Source organism: Pseudocitrobacter vendiensis (assembly GCF_943590815.1).
Taxonomy (GTDB): Bacteria; Pseudomonadota; Gammaproteobacteria; order Enterobacterales; family Enterobacteriaceae; genus Pseudocitrobacter; species Pseudocitrobacter vendiensis.
The window spans coordinates 23,336-40,683 of the sequence record NZ_CALSBS010000025.1; the positions used below are offsets into that span (position 1 = coordinate 23,336).

General features: G+C 45.0%; 11 protein-coding genes. 5 read left to right on the top strand and 6 right to left on the bottom strand.

Annotated features, from left to right (window positions below; genetic code table 11):
- Position 1: 1 nt before the first annotated feature.
- Genes NMC31_RS20525 through mobI form a run of 6 tightly spaced genes read right to left on the bottom strand, consistent with a single transcriptional unit; the run spans position 2 to position 8,088 of the window.
- Complete coding sequence (locus NMC31_RS20525) at positions 2-664, bottom strand: IncC plasmid conjugative DNA transfer DtrJ family protein (RefSeq protein WP_015063007.1); 663 nt, start codon at positions 662-664, stop codon at positions 2-4.
- On the bottom strand, positions 651-1,754 hold the full coding sequence (locus NMC31_RS20530; RefSeq protein WP_015063006.1) for a hypothetical protein: 1,104 nt from the start codon (positions 1,752-1,754) through the stop codon (positions 651-653). The genes NMC31_RS20525 and NMC31_RS20530 overlap by 14 nt, the downstream gene beginning before the upstream one ends.
- Positions 1,754-3,838 (bottom strand): conjugative transfer system coupling protein TraD, encoded by a 2,085-nt coding sequence (gene traD / locus NMC31_RS20535; RefSeq protein WP_015063005.1) that lies wholly within the window; start codon positions 3,836-3,838, stop codon positions 1,754-1,756. The genes NMC31_RS20530 and traD overlap by 1 nt, the downstream gene beginning before the upstream one ends.
- Positions 3,838-6,873 carry a MobH family relaxase gene (gene mobH, locus NMC31_RS20540; protein ID WP_015063004.1) on the bottom strand — a complete coding sequence of 1,012 codons (3,036 nt, stop codon included), beginning with the start codon at positions 6,871-6,873 and terminating at the stop codon, positions 3,838-3,840. The genes traD and mobH overlap by 1 nt, the downstream gene beginning before the upstream one ends.
- Before the next feature lie 10 nt (positions 6,874-6,883).
- A complete protein-coding gene (locus tag NMC31_RS20545) occupies positions 6,884-7,606 on the bottom strand; it encodes a hypothetical protein (protein ID WP_253898957.1) in 723 nt (240 codons plus the stop codon).
- Complete coding sequence (gene mobI, locus NMC31_RS20550) at positions 7,603-8,088, bottom strand: conjugative transfer protein MobI(A/C) (protein WP_015063002.1); 486 nt, start codon at positions 8,086-8,088, stop codon at positions 7,603-7,605. The genes NMC31_RS20545 and mobI overlap by 4 nt, the downstream gene beginning before the upstream one ends.
- Before the next feature lie 756 nt (positions 8,089-8,844).
- Here mobI and NMC31_RS20555 point away from each other — a divergent pair.
- From NMC31_RS20555 to NMC31_RS20575, 5 genes are all read left to right on the top strand, one after another.
- Positions 8,845-9,642 carry a hypothetical protein gene (locus NMC31_RS20555; RefSeq protein WP_015063001.1) on the top strand — a complete coding sequence of 266 codons (798 nt, stop codon included), beginning with the start codon at positions 8,845-8,847 and terminating at the stop codon, positions 9,640-9,642.
- A gap of 5 nt (positions 9,643-9,647) precedes the next feature.
- Positions 9,648-10,160 (top strand): hypothetical protein, encoded by a 513-nt coding sequence (locus NMC31_RS20560; protein WP_015063000.1) that lies wholly within the window; start codon positions 9,648-9,650, stop codon positions 10,158-10,160.
- A gap of 615 nt (positions 10,161-10,775) precedes the next feature.
- Positions 10,776-11,822, top strand: coding sequence for a thioredoxin family protein (locus NMC31_RS20565; protein WP_015062999.1), 1,047 nt, complete (start codon positions 10,776-10,778; stop codon positions 11,820-11,822).
- Complete coding sequence (gene trhH, locus NMC31_RS20570; protein WP_015062998.1) at positions 11,812-13,227, top strand: IncHI-type conjugal transfer protein TrhH; 1,416 nt, start codon at positions 11,812-11,814, stop codon at positions 13,225-13,227. Before NMC31_RS20565 ends, trhH begins: the two co-directional genes overlap by 11 nt.
- A gap of 8 nt (positions 13,228-13,235) precedes the next feature.
- Complete coding sequence (locus NMC31_RS20575) at positions 13,236-17,225, top strand: conjugal transfer protein TraG N-terminal domain-containing protein (RefSeq protein WP_015062997.1); 3,990 nt, start codon at positions 13,236-13,238, stop codon at positions 17,223-17,225.
- Positions 17,226-17,348 lie beyond the last annotated feature (123 nt).

Here is a 17,348-nt window from a genome sequence, read left to right on the forward strand (position 1 = left end):
ATTACATAAGTTTTTGAAAGTTAGACCACAAGCGGTTGAGTGCAATTCCCAATATCAGCAATGCGACAGGGGGGAACAGTTGAGCGATATTGTTAAAAAGAGACATATTAGGCATTGAGAGGTAAACAAAGGTTAATGCACCAATTATCCAGAAGGCTCTGAACCAGATCCTGTAAAACTGAACGGTTACATTACCGAAAACGTAACGTTTTAATTTCCATTGATACATGCCGTCAGCGAGCATAGCAATTAAGTAAGGTGAAAACACAATCAGCCAGCCGAGTATCAGATTCCAGCGGAAAATGGACTGATAAATGAGCAAGGGGAGATTCTTTGCCACAGTGTAGTTTACCGATGACATCTTCTCTGCAACGTAATTCAGCCCACGCGCAGGTTTCGTCGTTTCCGGGATCAGTATCGTATTCAGATATTCGATCAGCTTATAGTCATTAATCAGAGTCGACAAAGTAGCTTCACTATTTGCAATAACCGACAACCACCGGTCATTAGAAATGAGGCTACGACTGGCGTTCACCTCCTGAGTGATTTGTTGCTTTAGATCGTCAGTATTCTGGAAGCCCAGACTATAAATAAGATAAAGCATCATCCCTAAAAAAAGCAGTCCTCTGATGAATACTGCCCGTGCAGAATTATCCGCAGCCATTTGCGTCCCTCCACTCCCTGAATAAGTCTAATCGGTCGCCATGGTCACGGTAGTGGCTTCGCCAGATTGTTGGCACACCCAGCAACCAGTGGTATTGCTGCGGGATTATGTGGTTGATCAGGCTGAACTCAGCCAGTTCCTTATGCTCCGGACTTTTCCAATGAATTTGACCGGGTTCAGGAACATAGACACAGGCTTTTTCCTTTGCAGCCTGACGGCTAAACTCAACAAAATTAATCCCCCAGGGCGTCCAGTGTCGGTATCTCCCGGTGATCCCTGTATTAAATACCGGGAGCGTTAGCATGGTGTCTGCGTAGGTTGAGATGACCTTTTTGCACACACAAGGGCTATCAATTTGCTCCCGGTCGAGGTGTGTTAATAGTGCCCGGTCCATAATGTGGTTGAACATATTGGCATACAGCCCGGTCGGGTCGGGCAGGCGGTCAATCGCCGAGATTAGTTTAAATTTGATACGAGAGAGAAACGCCGAGTCTTCTATGGTAAGAATGTGACTTAATGTGGTTTCAGGGTGAATGAGTGGCTTATTGCGTTGTACTTGTTTAAACGTGACGCTGTCAGGCAGCGTAATAAACGCCGATGCAGCACTCGTAAAATTGACAAAATAGGGAAGTAAATAACTCCCCAGCATTTTTGAATTTTTATCAACAAGGCGGCGGCGCTCTTCAGAATTGTCGAATGTAATGCGAAAACCAATAAATTTTCGCTGTCCGTCTTCGCTCGTAAGAAGAGACTGAACCCATTCATCACAAGGTCCCTGAGCTACGGACCAGTAACTTGTTTCATGGTCACCGTATTCATTGCTGGTGGACAGTTCCCCTTGGAGCAGAAAAAGCTCGGAAAGGATAATAGCCAGCGCTGATAAAGACTCAGCATCGTTGTCATGGCAAAATTGCCCCACAGATTTCAAAGCACCTTTTTCAATCCCTGCCAGACGGTCACGAACATCCTGCGAATCGGCAAACTTCAGGCCTAATGACTGCATACGCCGTTTAACAAGCGAACGGCTTTTACTGACTTTCAGAGATGAACTGAAAATTTGATTTTGTGTCAGAGTAATTTGCTCGTCCATCAATGCAATTTCCTTAGATGTTTATTTAAATAGTCTAAACCCACATTCTGACGCAAAGTTACTTTTCCGGCTGGTTTCAGGAACATCTCCAATAATGTTGTATTGGGTCTCATCGAGTTTTCACTTACGGCAATCGGGATCTGCCCGACGACTTTACGACCATCCTGAAGTCTGGCCACAATATGAAATTTTGGAACCTGGCCTAAAAGCTCTTTCGGAATACTTTCTTCCAGCGTTGTTTGCTTTCTTTCTGATATCGAACCAGAGAAGTTATTATGCGGCAAAGTGGTTTCTGATCCTGTCGTATACGTGACCATATTTGTACTAATTGGACTTTTACCAAAGTTTTCTACAACCAGCGTTTGCGTTGGGGTGTCGTTTACCCGCAGGCTAATGTAATTGTTACACAGACCCGTAATACGATTTGCAGTCTCAACGTTTGCTGCTGCAATAAAATCGGAAATGGTTTGCGTGCAAATAAACAATGCAATTTGTGCGGCACGACCCTGAGCGAGTAAGTTTATCATTGAATTGTTGATTGCGGAGTGTGCTTCGTCGACGAAAATACTGATCCTTGAATGTGAGGACATATCACCATCATCAGAGTTATAGCGACTACCCGCGCAGGACGTCAGGTCTGACATTATCAACTGCGAAATAGCCCGGGCGGATTCCGGGTTGGAAAGACCATCGAGCGAGATATAGAGAACACCTCCGGTACTGAATATTCCATCTGAAGTGACTATTTCACGCGAAGTGAGTGAATTAGGTGACGGCGAAAGCAATTCATTCAGTGGTTGTTCGGTCAGACGACTGAACAGCGGCATAATACCCGCTGTCATTTTTGACATGTGCTCAGGATCAGACAAAGAATAATCTACTAACCGGCCGACGGTATCAATCCAATCAATGGGCTCGGCACCTTCATAATTCAAGAAGTGGGCAGAAAACCATTCAACAAGGCGCTTAAAGCGGACTTGTAGAGTATCATTCGAAGAATATTTCACCTTTTCCATCCATACATCGGGCCCGTAGTGCCGTGCATAACAGCATTCCAGAACTTTTACGGTGAGGTTCAGGATTGCCATGTGGCTTTTCATGTTTTTATGAATGAGATATATCGACGGTTTTTTATCCGTGTAAGACAGACCGGTGATCACAGTTGAAACGAGAGCCTCGGCATATTGTACGAATGGGTTAACTTCCCCGGGAACCGAAACCAGACTAAGAAGGCGTGAGGTGAGGTCCGAAACATTGGTATAAGCGTTGCAGACATCAATACACACTGAAGAAGAAGGCTGGGCAGGGTGAAACTTATAAAATGGCAACCCAAGTTCCGCCGCTTCATCCATAAGTGACTGCCGCCAATCTGCGTCGTTCTTTGGATCAATAACCACAATGACGTGGCCTAAATGCAGCATACTGATGCTCAATAACCGCTGAAGGACTGTTTTACCGGTACCGACGTTTCCGGTAATGAGGGTATGGCCGAACCAGTTATCTTCGGTAACAAAAATTGGCGCCCGTTTATCAACAGCAAAAATGGCGTTACTGCCACCCATGGATCTGGCCATCGCCTCAAAATGCCGCGCTATGGGGTTTAGGGCAAATGGCAGGGCTATCTCTCTTTTATCGCTTGAGAGATTGGCAATTTGATACGCGCGATCTGCATGCTCGGGACCCCATTCAAAGCCGTTACAGAAGTAGGTTTTTCTGTCCGGTACCTGACGGTTGGATTTTTTATACTCTTGTACCAGCTGGCGGTACTTTCGCTCGTTAGAGAAAAAGTTACTTTTGTTGATCGACCTGAGCGATTTAAGGCTAATAAACATAATCTGGCGCTGAAACACGCGCCAGTGCGCCATCAAATAAGGGTATGCCGTTTTACAGCGGTACAAACAAACCAAAAGCATGAAGGCAGCGGTATACAAAATGATGGGGGCAATATTCAACCCATCTGATCGAAACCCCATAAACAGCATTATTATGGCGCAAATTAAAAGTACTGAGGCACTTCTGTACTCCAATATCGGCCTGTAAAAGTTTTCCTGGGCGTGCAGGTTGGTCCTTTTTGATTTTGCCATTATAGATTCCCTACATCTTTAAGTGTGTTAATGATTAACTCAATATCGACCTTTGCCCGGTCGGATGCGGCTACCAGAGTTGGCATGTTGAATGCGAAACATTTTGTATTGACTATGGCGCCGGAGGTGACCTGGTATTGAGGAAGCTGGTTAAAAAGCTCAGGCGCATTTAACTGCGTCCCGTATTTTTCAACACATGACTGGGTCAGAAAAAAGGTGTTCTGGGTCAAAACCATGAATCGGTTTTTCCGCTTTCTTTTAAACGACCCAGATAACTTAGTCAGAATGTGGTGAAGCATTGTGGCAATTTCGACGTATTCAAGTTCTGTAACTTCACCGCCACTTAGCAGGGTAAAATCTTCCAGTGTCTCCTTTTCTTCTGCACCAGGTTGGTCAACGGCAATAGGAGCCTGAACTGTGGCAGAGTTGGATCGATTAAAGGCTTCTTTCACTGGAGTCGTGACCGGCGGATTTTCATGCTTCTTCTCTGCTTGAGTGTTTACCGCAAACAGACGAGCCAGGGCCGGAGATAGATGGTTCGCTTTCTCCCCGGCGGGTTCCGATTTTATAGGGTCCTGTGATGACACAGGACTTGTTAAAATTACTTCTTTCCCGGTTGTATTGGGAGCTGGTGGCTCTCTGGTATCCTCAGGATCATTCAATTTACCGGGCGCAACGACCTGGTCTGTTTCATCATGGAATTCGGCGACATCGCTATTTTTCGCCTCAGGCTGGGGGGGTTCAACCACAGAGTTGTCGGCGACTATAAAGTCAGAATATGCCTCACTATCGCTATCTAGGGTTTCTTCCAGCAGGTGGCCATATTGCTCATACTCAGAAGCAGTGACGGTCTCCGGTTCGGAGTGGGCGTTAATCTGTTCAGCTACCGAATTGGCCTCTACAGCCTGGGGGGTATTCAGTCGCGCCGGAGGGAGATCAAGCGGTGTTTGTGGGGGCGAAACCGCTTCGTTTAATGATGGACTTTCAGGGATATCCAACGGCTGGTACATTGACGTATCAAAAAGCGACTTCAGCGTAGAAGTGGTTCGGGGTTCCGAGGTGCTCACCTGAATACCAGCACAGTTATCCCCCAGTTGTATCAGGCGTAGATTGTTTACGTCACGGACTATCCACATACCATCCAGTGATCCATCACGGTACGTCAGCTGGAAAAAGGGCCCATCACAAAATGCCGCCTCATCAATACCAGGGATTAACGCAATAGCAGCATCGAGATTAAGGTAAGGTACGGAATCAATATTAATGACTGCGTTGTGGGGCAGTGGGGCGCTCAGAAGCATTTCATGCAGCTGCTCGACCAGACGCATCTGACTCTGCTCTTCATGTTCCTCTACCCGTTCCTTTTCATCCAAGCCGCCTGTTCCGGCTGTATCTGTTGGCGTAGTAACCTGCGGATCAATAATATCGGTTGCTTTATCCGTGCCAGCCGCCTCCACACTTTCTGTGATGGCTTCAGTATTTTCACTGCTTTTACCGTTGACACTGTCGGCATCAGGGCCGTTCACGAGTTTGAGTCCGTATTGTGGAGTATCTTCAATGGCGTCGCTTACGGTGTCCGTTACTCTGGTAACAGACTCACGACCCGGGACCGGCCTTCTGTATTCTGTTACAGTTTTCTGTTCATCAATATAGATGAAATCTTTATTTGCATTAACGCTGAAGAGGCCCGGAACAGAATCCGGGATTTTATATGAGTCAAAAATTAACCCGATCCAGCGAAGTTTCAGGAGATTATAAAATTCCAGCTTACCGATACCGTTTCGGAAGATGCTGGCTATTTCATTTTCCGAGTATGTCCCGGGAATAAAATAATGAACCACACGCTCATCATCGTAAGGCTCAACATAACCCCGTTGAACCAGCGACTCTACTAGTACAGTTTTACCTGCATCCCCCTGTGGGAAGTTGAACTTGTGGGCCGCAAAATCACTAAGTACAAAGTCGAGGAAGGCGTTTTCATTGAGGTAAACTTCACCGTTTACAATAATGATGTGCATGGGTTTGGATTTATAGTTATTAATATTAATACTGGTGAAGTTATGCTTAATGGTACCTATTGCTCTTGCCGCAGCATCATTCGACCGCAGACCCATTATCGGGTCCCTCAATACATTAAGGTCAGTTCCCGTTGAATAATAATCTGAGGTTCTTACACATTTGGACAGAAAGTCATTGCCATCGTTATAGACATTCAGTGCCGTAACCATTTTTGCATAGACGCGCTCCTTTTTGACACGGTCGAGGAATGACATACAGACCGGATCTAATATTCTCTCAAGGAAAACGCTTGACCATATATTATGTTGGTTATGAATGCGTTTTCGCCAATGTATTTCATATTCGACAACATTGTTTTCACGTGCCCAGTCAAGCAGGCTTTGCGAGCTTGGCGCCCATGTTAAAGTTTCATTCAGATTCAGACTTACTATATCGAGGTCATATACCTTTCCGGCATCATGCACAAGGCCACAGATAAAAGCGGCATAGAGATATACTTTTCGGCGAATGACTTCTTCATCCTGATACCCAATTGGGCGCAATTCAGAATGATTGGCATTTTTTAAAGAAATCATTGCAACTTCCAGGCTATGTGACAACAATCCGCCAATACCATTATGGTGGTGGTTTTCTGAAGCAGGAAGTAAATGAATCCAACGGATGTATTCAATCAATGGTTTTAAAACCAGATTGGTGAAGGTAAAGGCATCCTCACGGATGTCTCCATCACTTATTGCCAGCATCATAGAGATTGAGTGCAGTTTATCTCTGTAAAGAGAAAGAATAGACTGCTCATTAAACGTTTGTATCCCAGCTGGCCGAGTTGGGTACTCAATGAATTTCAGGACTTCAAGATTCGGGTGATCCGGTACAGTGTATTTCTGATCCCCTATAATCTGAGCAAATGGTGAAAGACTCGAAACATCCTTCATCATTAACTCAGCCACATCATTCTCCCTACTGGAGAAGATGCCTAAAACTCTTTGTATACTTAGGAATAGCGCCCTGAAATTCATCAAATAATCCTTATTGGCGTTTACCAGATAGTTCCGCAGCAATATATGCCTGCACGCTTTTGTACTGTTTTACCTTTTCGATAAACTCATCAGGACTGTAAGAACCTTTTACATGGCGCGACACGTTAAGTGTTTTTTTGACCCGTTCGATATACATGTTGAGACTTCGGATAATATTGTGCGCCATTACGTTGTAATCGCTAACCGGCAGCTGACCCAGAGAGTTGAATTTATACATCTGGGTCAGAAGGTTGTTCATTTCAAAGATGTGCTTATAAAATCGCATCGTGTTCTGGTTGTTGAAGTTTAACTGGACAGATTCAAATCTGAACGGAGAAAACTCAGTTGATGAGAAGAATGGATCACTTTCATCAACCTTAATAGTGGCGATGTGGGCCTCCAGATTCTGCTTCATCAAATTGTTTTCGTCGTGCAATTCATTAAACCAGTCCTGAATTGCCTGCACCAATTCAGGGTGTTTTACCGCATTAACCGTCCTGAATAATGATGAAATAGCAATGCTAACATCATTAAAGCCTCTTATTACGGAACGATTCCGTGCCGTAAGAAATCGGTTAAAGTCTGGCGTGCCTGGAGTAATAGTTACTGTTGCCATGCCGTAATGTTCATTTTTACTTTGCGTGGCTCTTCGGCTATCTTCAGGAGTCTGAGAGGAGCGGGCATTTACATCAGGTGTCTTCTGCTTGCTTTCATTAATTGTTACGTCGGTCATTGTGCCACCTCTGATTTTGAGTATTTACGGATTTTGCGTCCCAGTTCGATATACGCAGTATGATAGAACTCAAGTAATTCTCTGTAGGGTTCTAGTACTCCCTCCGTTTTTTCGATCATTTCATATTCCCAGAAGGCATGATTAACAAAGCAGCTTTTCGAATATTTTCCGCTTTTCATCGCAGAAATCCGTTTCGACATATGACTGGGAGACCTGGTTTTAAACGGGCTGAACTTATGCCAGGTGATTGTAACTTTTTTGGCATTACCGATTAATTCAATTTTCGGCGCATACGAACCCAGATACTCACGCTTTAGCGTATTGTTAGGCCGGGGTAAATTAATCTCCAGATGATTCCGTTCTTTCCACTCGATCCAGTAATTTGTGCAAAGGTCTTCAGCTGCCTCCCGCAGAACCTCGATTTGTGAACGCATCAAACTGCGTGATAATTCTAGTGACTTTATTAGTTTCGAATTAGACATGTGACCTCCTGATGTGAAATCACTATACCGAAGTGGTTTTTATTTTTTTTTCACAAACAGGACTTTTTTCCGTGATTTTTATCGAGAATTTTGAGGTGGGGCTTCGGAGGCGTGAGGAATACAGATAGTGCGCAGCTCCAGATGAACACGGGAACGGCTGAGATGGGCGCATTTAAGCGCGGCAGAAAAGTAACTTTTTCTGCCATGGGTATTTTGAGACCGTGATCTGAAAAGTGCTGTTTTACTTACTAAGTTATACATATATCTAGTGCCACTTTTTAAACAAAAGTGACCCTATGTTTTTTGCGCATAGTGCCACTTTTAAAAAAAGTGACCCTATGTCTTGGCTACATAGGGTCACTTTTCACAAAGAAGTGACCCTATGTCGAGGCTTCATAGGACCACTTTTCGGCAAGAAGTGACCCTATGTAGTAGTCATGTTAATCAATCGGAAAAATATTCATCCTGAATCGCTTTTTTCGCTAATGTTATTGCCGCTTAATGCCGATAACGATTCGGGCTTTGCTATTTTTTTAAGCGATTAAAATTTCGTTAGCAAGCGCAGGGTTTTTTGATAAAATTCTGGTTAGTTTGGTCAAAAAGTGTTACAAGTAAGGCCAATGGATGAATGGTTAGTTTTAAGACTCAAATAGGCAGTATTAAAATTCCAAAAGTTACTTTTCATCATTCAAAAACCAAACTTTAATTTCATGTAGAAGATTAGTACAATTGTATTGACGCAAGGACAATCCGCACATGTCAGAATCAGATAACATAACGCGTAACCTACTCGGTAAACTATTACGTACCGAGATTTCGATTATTCGTAGTTACCGTGCATTCCTAATGTTATTGCCTATTCACGGATCTTCTATGTATCAAACAGGGTCTCCACTCCTGCAACGCCGTCTATTTGGAACCGGGTTTGGGGCAATGGCTGATAATGCATTCGAAGTTGAAACACGTCCCGGAAGTTTCCTCGTTCCACGTTCTTTAGGTAAAGAGATCTCGTGGGATAAATTTTTTATGGCCGTTGTTGATGGTGACACTAACGTTATCCGTGAATATGACAGTGACGATACTGACTTCGGCATTTACAATGCAGGGGAAAAAGTTACTTTGTTGAATGGGCAGGAAGATTGTTATAATCCGAGCAAAATTCAGCAGTTACGCTCCAAGTGTGTAGACATACAAAATGATTATTTTATGCAGATCTTCTTTATGTCAATGCTTGCACCTGAGTTTGTCAGTATATTTTTTGGATTAAAGCCTGCTACCGTAGATGCAATAAAAGATGTTGGTGTGTCATCACTCAAAGCAATTAACGATGTCGTTCTATTCCCACGAATAATTGCCTTTACACCGGGGTTGGGGGATGATAGTGCAACATTAAAATCTAAGGTGTTTGCCTGGGCATACGAATTATCTGCCGACATTCGTTTGGGTAAAGTTAGTGACGACTTAATGGAACTATTGCGTTACGACACTATGTTTACATGCCACCGTCAGGATGTGTTCAACTCTTTGGCAAATAAAGTGCTCTTGAAGGATTAATAAAAATGGCTAAAGTCGATCAAACTAAAGCTAACATGTTGTTGAGCGCTACAAAAACGATGTCACTTGGTGCGAATAAAAACTCAATAAGAATTCTTTATGGAAGCCATGTTGCAGAAAATATTGATTTCAGATCGGAACCTCAACAAAACGTTAAAAAAGGTATTCGAGGGTGGAGTCGTCGTTCGGATAACCGCAGAGCATTTTCTGCGGTTATTGATGTCGCGGTAAATTACTTCGGTTTTGATCCTATTCATCCGGAATCCAGCTTCCGCAATATTGACTTCAACCGAATCATGAGCGTGCTGCATAACCTTGGGTATTTCGTCTGCGCCCCTGAGGTCAATAAAATCATTGAGATCCTCACGTCAATGAAAGAAATAGAGGAACTCGAAACTTGTGCGAAATGCAAGCGGCCTTACATTGTCCCGTATACCAATGATACTCATTGCCCTCGGTGCAGATTGTCGTCAACGGTCTCTGCAATAGCGAGATATTCTCAGGAGGAGTTAGATTAGCTATTACTTTATGTGAGTGGTTTTAAGCTGAGACCAAAAATCTAAAGACTGCGTCGTCTTTATCTATTAAATCTTTGGCTTGCATACCGTTACACATGGTTCCTCATGTTGCTGTTTATTTTCAGACGGCTTCCGTTCTGACGTATCTAAAACATACTGTGTTAAATATTACTACCATCCGTATTTTTTTGTCTGCTCTATCCTTCCAACGTTCATTTTCTGTAAGTATAACTAACATGAATTGCCATTCTTTGATTCATTACGGTCTTTGAAAAGTCCAGATTTTATGATGCGCCTGCCAATTTCGTTTCTTATAGGTATTCAATTAAGTATAAATTCCCTTATGCGTTAACCAGCAAAGTACGGGGATCGTTCATAATCTGGATAGTGTTGTCTGAATGACAACGCGAATTTGCATTACTGTACCGTCATATAATTAATCCATTTCTCTCTTACAGACCATGTCTTTACCGGGACACTGTGTTGAACTGTCGTTTTTGGGGCTTTGTCGGCGTCACATTTCTGGTTTTTTAACGCATGAAATCTACTCCGTTATCGAACTCCCGGTGATTTTTTTTATGCCATCATACCTCTATTCCATGAGGAGATCGGTGAATGACTCGATTAACGTTACTGCCTTCAAAGATGTTAGTGCTGATGTCTTTGTTTATAACTGGCGTCCATGCAAATGAAGACCAGACCCTTATCAAAGACACCCCATTTGTGTCAGGACAAGCCTTTAAGAAAGGTTTTTTCTGGTATGACGACCCAGCCCGGAAAACTGAGGAAGAAATTAATGAGACTACGCCTCCTGTTGCATCTTCGTCCCAGCCAGTACAAGAAGAAAAGATTGATCTTAATTCAAAGTGGCTAAAGGACAATATGCCCCGGCTTTTGACTCAGGCAATGGATAATCCGACCCCTGAAAACTTATCGAGGTTTTATACAGCGCAACGTTTAATGTTGGATATCGGTACGCGATTTTCGGATAAGTCGAAAGATTATTTTCTTAAAAATCCAATGATGTCTGAAAAACGAAGACAGCCGGTTGAGAAGGTTGCCTTGGATGCACATCGTACGGTTGTGGAAAAAAACCAGCAGACGGTAATGAAAGATATTTTCACAAGATCCGGGCTCTTTTTCTTTTTCCAGAGTACCTGTGAGTTCTGCCACGAAGAAAGTCAAATCCTCCAGTTTATGCAGAATTACTATTCGGTCGACATTCTCCCTGTCAGCATGGATGGCAGACCATTACAAAATGGGTTGTTCCAGGATTTCTCTGTCCCTAATGCGCAGATTATTGATCAATTCAAAATCCGCGAAGTGCCAACTATTTTCCTTGTGTCGAAAGACGGGTCATCAGCGCAACGAATTAGCGAAGGTATGATCACTGCTGAGGAGCTCAAGAATACTATTATTCTGGCTGCAAAGGGCATGAACCTGATTGATGATGCCTCATTCCAATCCACGTTAGATATTAAGCGCCAATATACCATTGGTGAGGATGGCGTAATTACAGTGAATAAATCAGAAATGGAATCTGACCCGTTCTTATTGCAACGAATAATGGACCAGAAGTTGGAAGGGTACGATATGCCTACAGCGGACCCTGTGAACTACTTGAATGTTGGTGGCAGTTTAGGAGGCCCATATGCGCGCTAACCTCCATGTTTGTGCAAAAAAGTTACTTTTGTCGTTAGCCGTTTGCACGGCGATGATTGCACCAAATGCCGGTGCCGATAACGCCATGCGTAATATTTTTAATGGAATGATGACGACAACCAGCCCGGCCAGTTTTGAAACGGCCACCCGTACCGGTGTGGTTGGCGGCTCTTTTTCCTACCGCACAACAAACGTGAATACCAATTTAGTTTCAATGTCTTTCCCCAAAGCTTCCGTCGGCTGTAACGGCATCGATGTTTTCCTCGGTTCATTCAGTATGATTAACGGAGATCAGTTGGTGCAGGTTGCTCGCGGTATCGCGCAGGGGGCCGCGATTTATGCATTTAATGTCGCGGTATCGGCAATCTGTGCTGACTGTGCTGCGACTATTAATGATATCCAGAACAAATTGCAGGCGTTGAACAAATTTGCCAAAGATTCCTGCAACGCTACTTACTCGTTTCTTTCTGAAAATGTTGGACCACCCAGCCAGTATGCGAATGCGGTCAGTTCCGGCCCAGCTTCAATGCTTGGTACTCTTAATGGATTGTTGCCTGATTTCGGTTCATCAATGACCAAGTCGCCAGAAACTGTGACCTCCCAGGTAAAAGCAAAAGACCCTGAAGAGTTTGCTGAAAAATTCAGTGGAAACCTTTTCTATATGTCATTTATGGACATCGATAAAGGTTCTATGAATATCGGTGGCGTGACTGAATTATCTGGCTACAAACTCGCAGAGCAGCTGATGTCGCTTGTCGGCACTGTGATTATCAACTGGGATGCTAAAGGTGAAAAAGCGGGGATGGAAGTTCGTCCATCGACGATGACGGTATCGGATTTCATCATGGGTCCTCCGGCTGGTGGCTCCATAAAAATGCTCAAATGTTCGCCTGTACCCGATCCTGCTTCAGCGAGAAAGTCGCAATGCCTGGTTATGTCTGAAGTGATGGATGGTGGTTTCAAAGGACTGAAGGATACGATTTCAGACCTCCTAATTCAGGTTCAAACAAAGGCAATCAGCGATGTCAGGATCTCTGATGATGAATTACGCATTATTTCTTATATCGGCATCCCAACAATTCTTGATTCTCTTCAGACTTTTGATGTCCCTGAAGGCTATGCCTATATCCAGGATATCAGTGCAATAGCGGCCACCAGCCTTGTCATTAACATGCTTCGGCAAGTTGAAGCAAAGATCAGCGCTATGAATATCCCCAGTGAATCACTTTCCGGACGGCGGCAGGACCTGACTCGGTTATCTGAAAACCTTAGCAATCAGGTAAAAGCAGCTTACGAGCTCACCCGTAGCCAGGTAGGTAACAGCTCTGATGTCATTTCAGCATGGGATGATCGCCGATTAAAGAGGAAGGCGTTCATGGAAAGTCTTCGTGGCACAGGTAACTGAGGTCTGATATGGATTACAACATCTATACAGTAGGTGATATCGAGTTCGTGTGGTCCGCCCTTAACGGGATTGCCCTGATTTTCTCACAATATACCGGTGTAAAAGCATTTCTCACCACGGCAGCGGTGCTGGCTGGAGCCAGCCTGTTTTATAAAACATGGCTTTGGCTGTTGAACCCGACAAAAGCAGAGGTGCCGATATTTTCATGGATTCTTGGGCTGATTCTTTTTTCGATGGCAATAGTACGCGTGGATGTGACTATTGAATCGGTTAAGTCTGGTGAAGTGAGAAATGTCGATGGTATTCCTGTTTTTATCGCGGCGATGGGAACTGTAACCACTAACCTTAGCCAGGGCCTACTCAAAGACTATAAAACGGCGTTTGATCCGCTGGCGCCGATCGACTTTGCCGCAACCACGCTTGATGATGACATTACTCTTGGCCCGATGATTCGCTTCGTTAAATTCTTACAATGGGGCGGGGACAGCCAGGGGTATTGTTCAGCGTTCCCCGAACCAGTTAGCGGATTAGGTGCGATGAACGTGTGTGCGACAGTGCAATCACTGGCCTATAACTGCCTCAAGGGAACACAAAACTCAAGCGCGAAAATCGCTGGGAAAGAAACCATTTTTAACGATATTTTCTCTTCAAATGTCGCGGAAAGCATGGAACGCATTAATCAGGCGATGAAAGGTTCGCTGAAGAACGCATCTGCTAACATCGTGGGTGTGAATAGTTCAAAGTCAGCGACTTGTGAAGAGGTCTGGTCGACCGTTAAACAGGTAACGAGCACCCCGGAGGCTCGACAGACGATTGCTTTGATTGGGCAAACAAACGGTATTCTTACCCCAGAAGAGGCGGGCGGTGCCGCATCCGGATCGAGCTTCACGGATGTAATGGCGTCGGCGAACGGCATGTATGGCAAGGCGATTGGCGCTTATGACGCGACGCTTTCTTTGTTCATCATGAATGAGCTACGTAATGGTGCCAGTAAATACAAAACCCCACTTGGTCTGGCCTCGGATATGCAACTGTTTGAGGCATCATTAAAACGTACGAATACCATGGCATCTCAGGGGCAGCTCTGGCTGCAATTATCTGGTGCGGCAATTGCGTTTCTTGAAATGTTTGCGTACATGGTTGCTCCGTTTGCATTGCTCATGCTGCTTGCACTCGGCGGAAACGGTGTTGCCGCAGCGGCAAAATATCTTCAGTTGATTCTCTTCGTTAATATGTGGCCGATTACTGCGGTGATGGTCAATGCCTACGTGAAGAAGGTGGCAACAGCGGATCTTGATACATGGAGCACACTGAATAGTCAGAGTAACGCGGTGACTTGGATGGGCTTACCAGGGCTTGCCGAAACATATAGTTCTTACTTATCAGTTGCATCAGCGCTCTATGCTCTTATCCCAGTCCTGACGCTGTTCCTGATGACGCAATCCATTCATCCAATGATGAATGCGATGAAAGGAGTTACGCCACCCGCACCTGTGGACTCCAGCCACCTCACGCCGAAAGTGTGGGATGCGCCAAATAGCGGAAAATCATCATTTGGGGATGTTAATCGTACAGCACTGACAAGCACCGGGCAGGGGTTCAGCGGTGGCGGGGCCATGGACTCCAGTAACTTCCGACTCGGTACGTGGAATGCAGGTTCAAGTATCGCGTCAAGCCAGGGACAAGGGGCGGCAATGACCTCATCAGTCATGAGTGCAGCAAGTAATTCATTCCAGCAGGCCTACAATCAGATGAGTGAAGTTGGTCGTTCGGGGCAATCGGGCCAGCAATTTTCCTCGAATCTGCAAAACTTGAAATCATATACAGACCAGGCCGGTGCAAACGTCGCTAATAGCGTAGGGGCGAAGCACGGAATTAATTCGCAGCAATTAGCTGGTGTGGTGTCAAACCTTCTCCTCAATGGAAGTTTGGGACTTGGTGGCGAGGAAAAACTTGGAAAAGGGGGGGCTGGGGGCATAGGTCAGAAAGTGATGGATTCACTAGGTCTGAAAGCATCGGGTACCGTTGGTTCAGGGATCTCAAAATCGAATTCAGGCAGTGATAGCCTCTTAACTGATTTGAATAAAGCTATTACGACTCAATTGTCAGAAAACTCAGGACTTTCTGAACAAATGAGTAAAGCGGCTTCTCAGGTAAACAGTGATCAGTTTGCACAGACCAATGCATTCAAAGAAGCTGCATCAAAAATGAACCAGGCAACACAGACAATGGCCGAAAATCTGTCGACGTCACTTTCAACGAACGCCAGCGCTAATACCGGCATGACACTCGACTCAAGACAGTCTGTCAACCTAGACAGATTCTCCGATTCTATTCGTAATAAAAACTTCAGCGATGATGATGTGCGTAATTTTGCACGGAAAAATGGTCTTGATGAGAATGCGTTTATGGATAAATTCAATTCTTACAATGACACATTTAAGGCCAGCACTCAGTTGGGATCACAACTCCAGCGAACTGATGCGCTGGTGGCAACGACACGCGACTTTAGTGAGCAAAAAATTGCGATTGATACTGCCAGGGGTGAAACGGCTGAGAGCAATAAGCAGGATCTGCGTGAGACCTCCAGCCTGCTTAAAGGGCTGGTTGCTGACTTCGGCGGTAACGCTCAACAGATGCTGCCAATTACCAATCAACTTGACCGAATCACTGGTGATGCATCGGGTATTAATACCATTGCACAGGCGCAGGAGCGCACACCAGACCATGTAGATACCTCCGGCGTAATGAGTGCCGATCGTGTTGCTGACGTAGGGCAAGGTCTGGATGCTCAGGCGAAAGCTGGATTGGCACAGAACCAGCAGAATGCTAATCAACATATTGGCGGACAAACCGAATCAGGTGTTACGCCGTACAATGTGGGCTCGGTCAGTAAAGAAGATATTCAGGGCATTCATAAAGGTAATGTAGCTAACTCCTATAGCGAAGAAAACCAAAGTGTTCTCTCGTCGTTGGATAAGAATACCCCTGTAGTGACTAATGAGACCGTGGGAAGAATTCAGGGGGCTGGGCAGGACGTTAAGAACGCCAACCAAACTTTCGACCAGCTTCAAACTGGTATAGGCGGCAAGCATGCTACTTCAGGCATGGGTAATACCAGCGAAAAACTGAATTCTATGTACGGAGATAGCCAGATACGCGGGATATCAAACAACCTCCCGAATTATTTTGACAGGGTTGCAAATGACCCAACCAAAAAGCCGGATGACAAACGGGCGGAGCTGGCCGCACAAGCCGTGTTTACCTATGGGGCCAGTACAATGGCAACCGGCGCTGAGAAAGAACAACTGAAAGCGGATACTCAAAGCCTCCTCACCGAGCTGGGTCACTACAACGTTAGCTGGGGGATGAATGATCTCCAGAGTATCCATGAAGGTTTCAACATGCACAACAAGGCTTCAGGCTCTCTTGATTCAGCAATAAGGGCGAATCTTGGTGAAGGCGGCTCTGGCGGCGGGATCGTTGGCCAACGAACCCAAACCACGATTGATACCCTTGCTGGTAATAAAATTGAGTCCAATACAGAACGTAGTGTGATTGGCAGTACGCTTTTATCGGGCCAGGAGAGTGTTGCCAGAGGGCTTGACGTTATCGGAGCAAAACCCGTAAACGACATGCTCTCAGGTATTGGGGTCCTGACTACGCCCGCATCTTTGGCAAACGATGCAACGAATCCGGTAAATATGCCGAGTTCGTTATTGGGCAAGGTTGGCAACCACCTGCAAATGTCAGATGGTCTGAGCGCGGTGACCAGCCGTTATAAGGATATGGGAAGTGATGGGATCAAGACGTATGAGAGTGCATCACAAAACTCAGAGCGTGCGATTCGTCAGCAACTGACCGATGATCCACGCTTCGGGTCGGATAAAGCAGATGCGTTCGTTAACTTTATGAAGTCAGACCTTAACAATACAAACGAACCGTATCAGTCGAGAATAGAGAGAGCTGAAAACTGGCTGAATGATAATAAGAAGTAGGAGTGAATACTGACTGATAAAAGCCGTGCTCTTTTTGGGCACGGCTTTTTTATGCCTGCATCCGGGGAAAATAACTATTCACGGCAGTGCTATTCAAGGTAAACCACGAATCTGAGAAAAGTA

Coding starts and splice junctions, on each gene's coding strand:
- NMC31_RS20525 (WP_015063007.1), bottom strand. CDS start 664: ATGGCTGCGGATAATTCTGCACGGGCAGTATTCATCAGAGGACTGCTT.
- NMC31_RS20530 (WP_015063006.1), bottom strand. CDS start 1,754: ATGGACGAGCAAATTACTCTGACACAAAATCAAATTTTCAGTTCATCT.
- traD (WP_015063005.1), bottom strand. CDS start 3,838: ATGGCAAAATCAAAAAGGACCAACCTGCACGCCCAGGAAAACTTTTAC.
- mobH (WP_015063004.1), bottom strand. CDS start 6,873: ATGAATTTCAGGGCGCTATTCCTAAGTATACAAAGAGTTTTAGGCATC.
- NMC31_RS20545 (WP_253898957.1), bottom strand. CDS start 7,606: ATGACCGACGTAACAATTAATGAAAGCAAGCAGAAGACACCTGATGTA.
- mobI (WP_015063002.1), bottom strand. CDS start 8,088: ATGTCTAATTCGAAACTAATAAAGTCACTAGAATTATCACGCAGTTTG.
- NMC31_RS20555 (WP_015063001.1), top strand. CDS start 8,845: ATGTCAGAATCAGATAACATAACGCGTAACCTACTCGGTAAACTATTA.
- NMC31_RS20560 (WP_015063000.1), top strand. CDS start 9,648: ATGGCTAAAGTCGATCAAACTAAAGCTAACATGTTGTTGAGCGCTACA.
- NMC31_RS20565 (WP_015062999.1), top strand. CDS start 10,776: ATGACTCGATTAACGTTACTGCCTTCAAAGATGTTAGTGCTGATGTCT.
- trhH (WP_015062998.1), top strand. CDS start 11,812: ATGCGCGCTAACCTCCATGTTTGTGCAAAAAAGTTACTTTTGTCGTTA.
- NMC31_RS20575 (WP_015062997.1), top strand. CDS start 13,236: ATGGATTACAACATCTATACAGTAGGTGATATCGAGTTCGTGTGGTCC.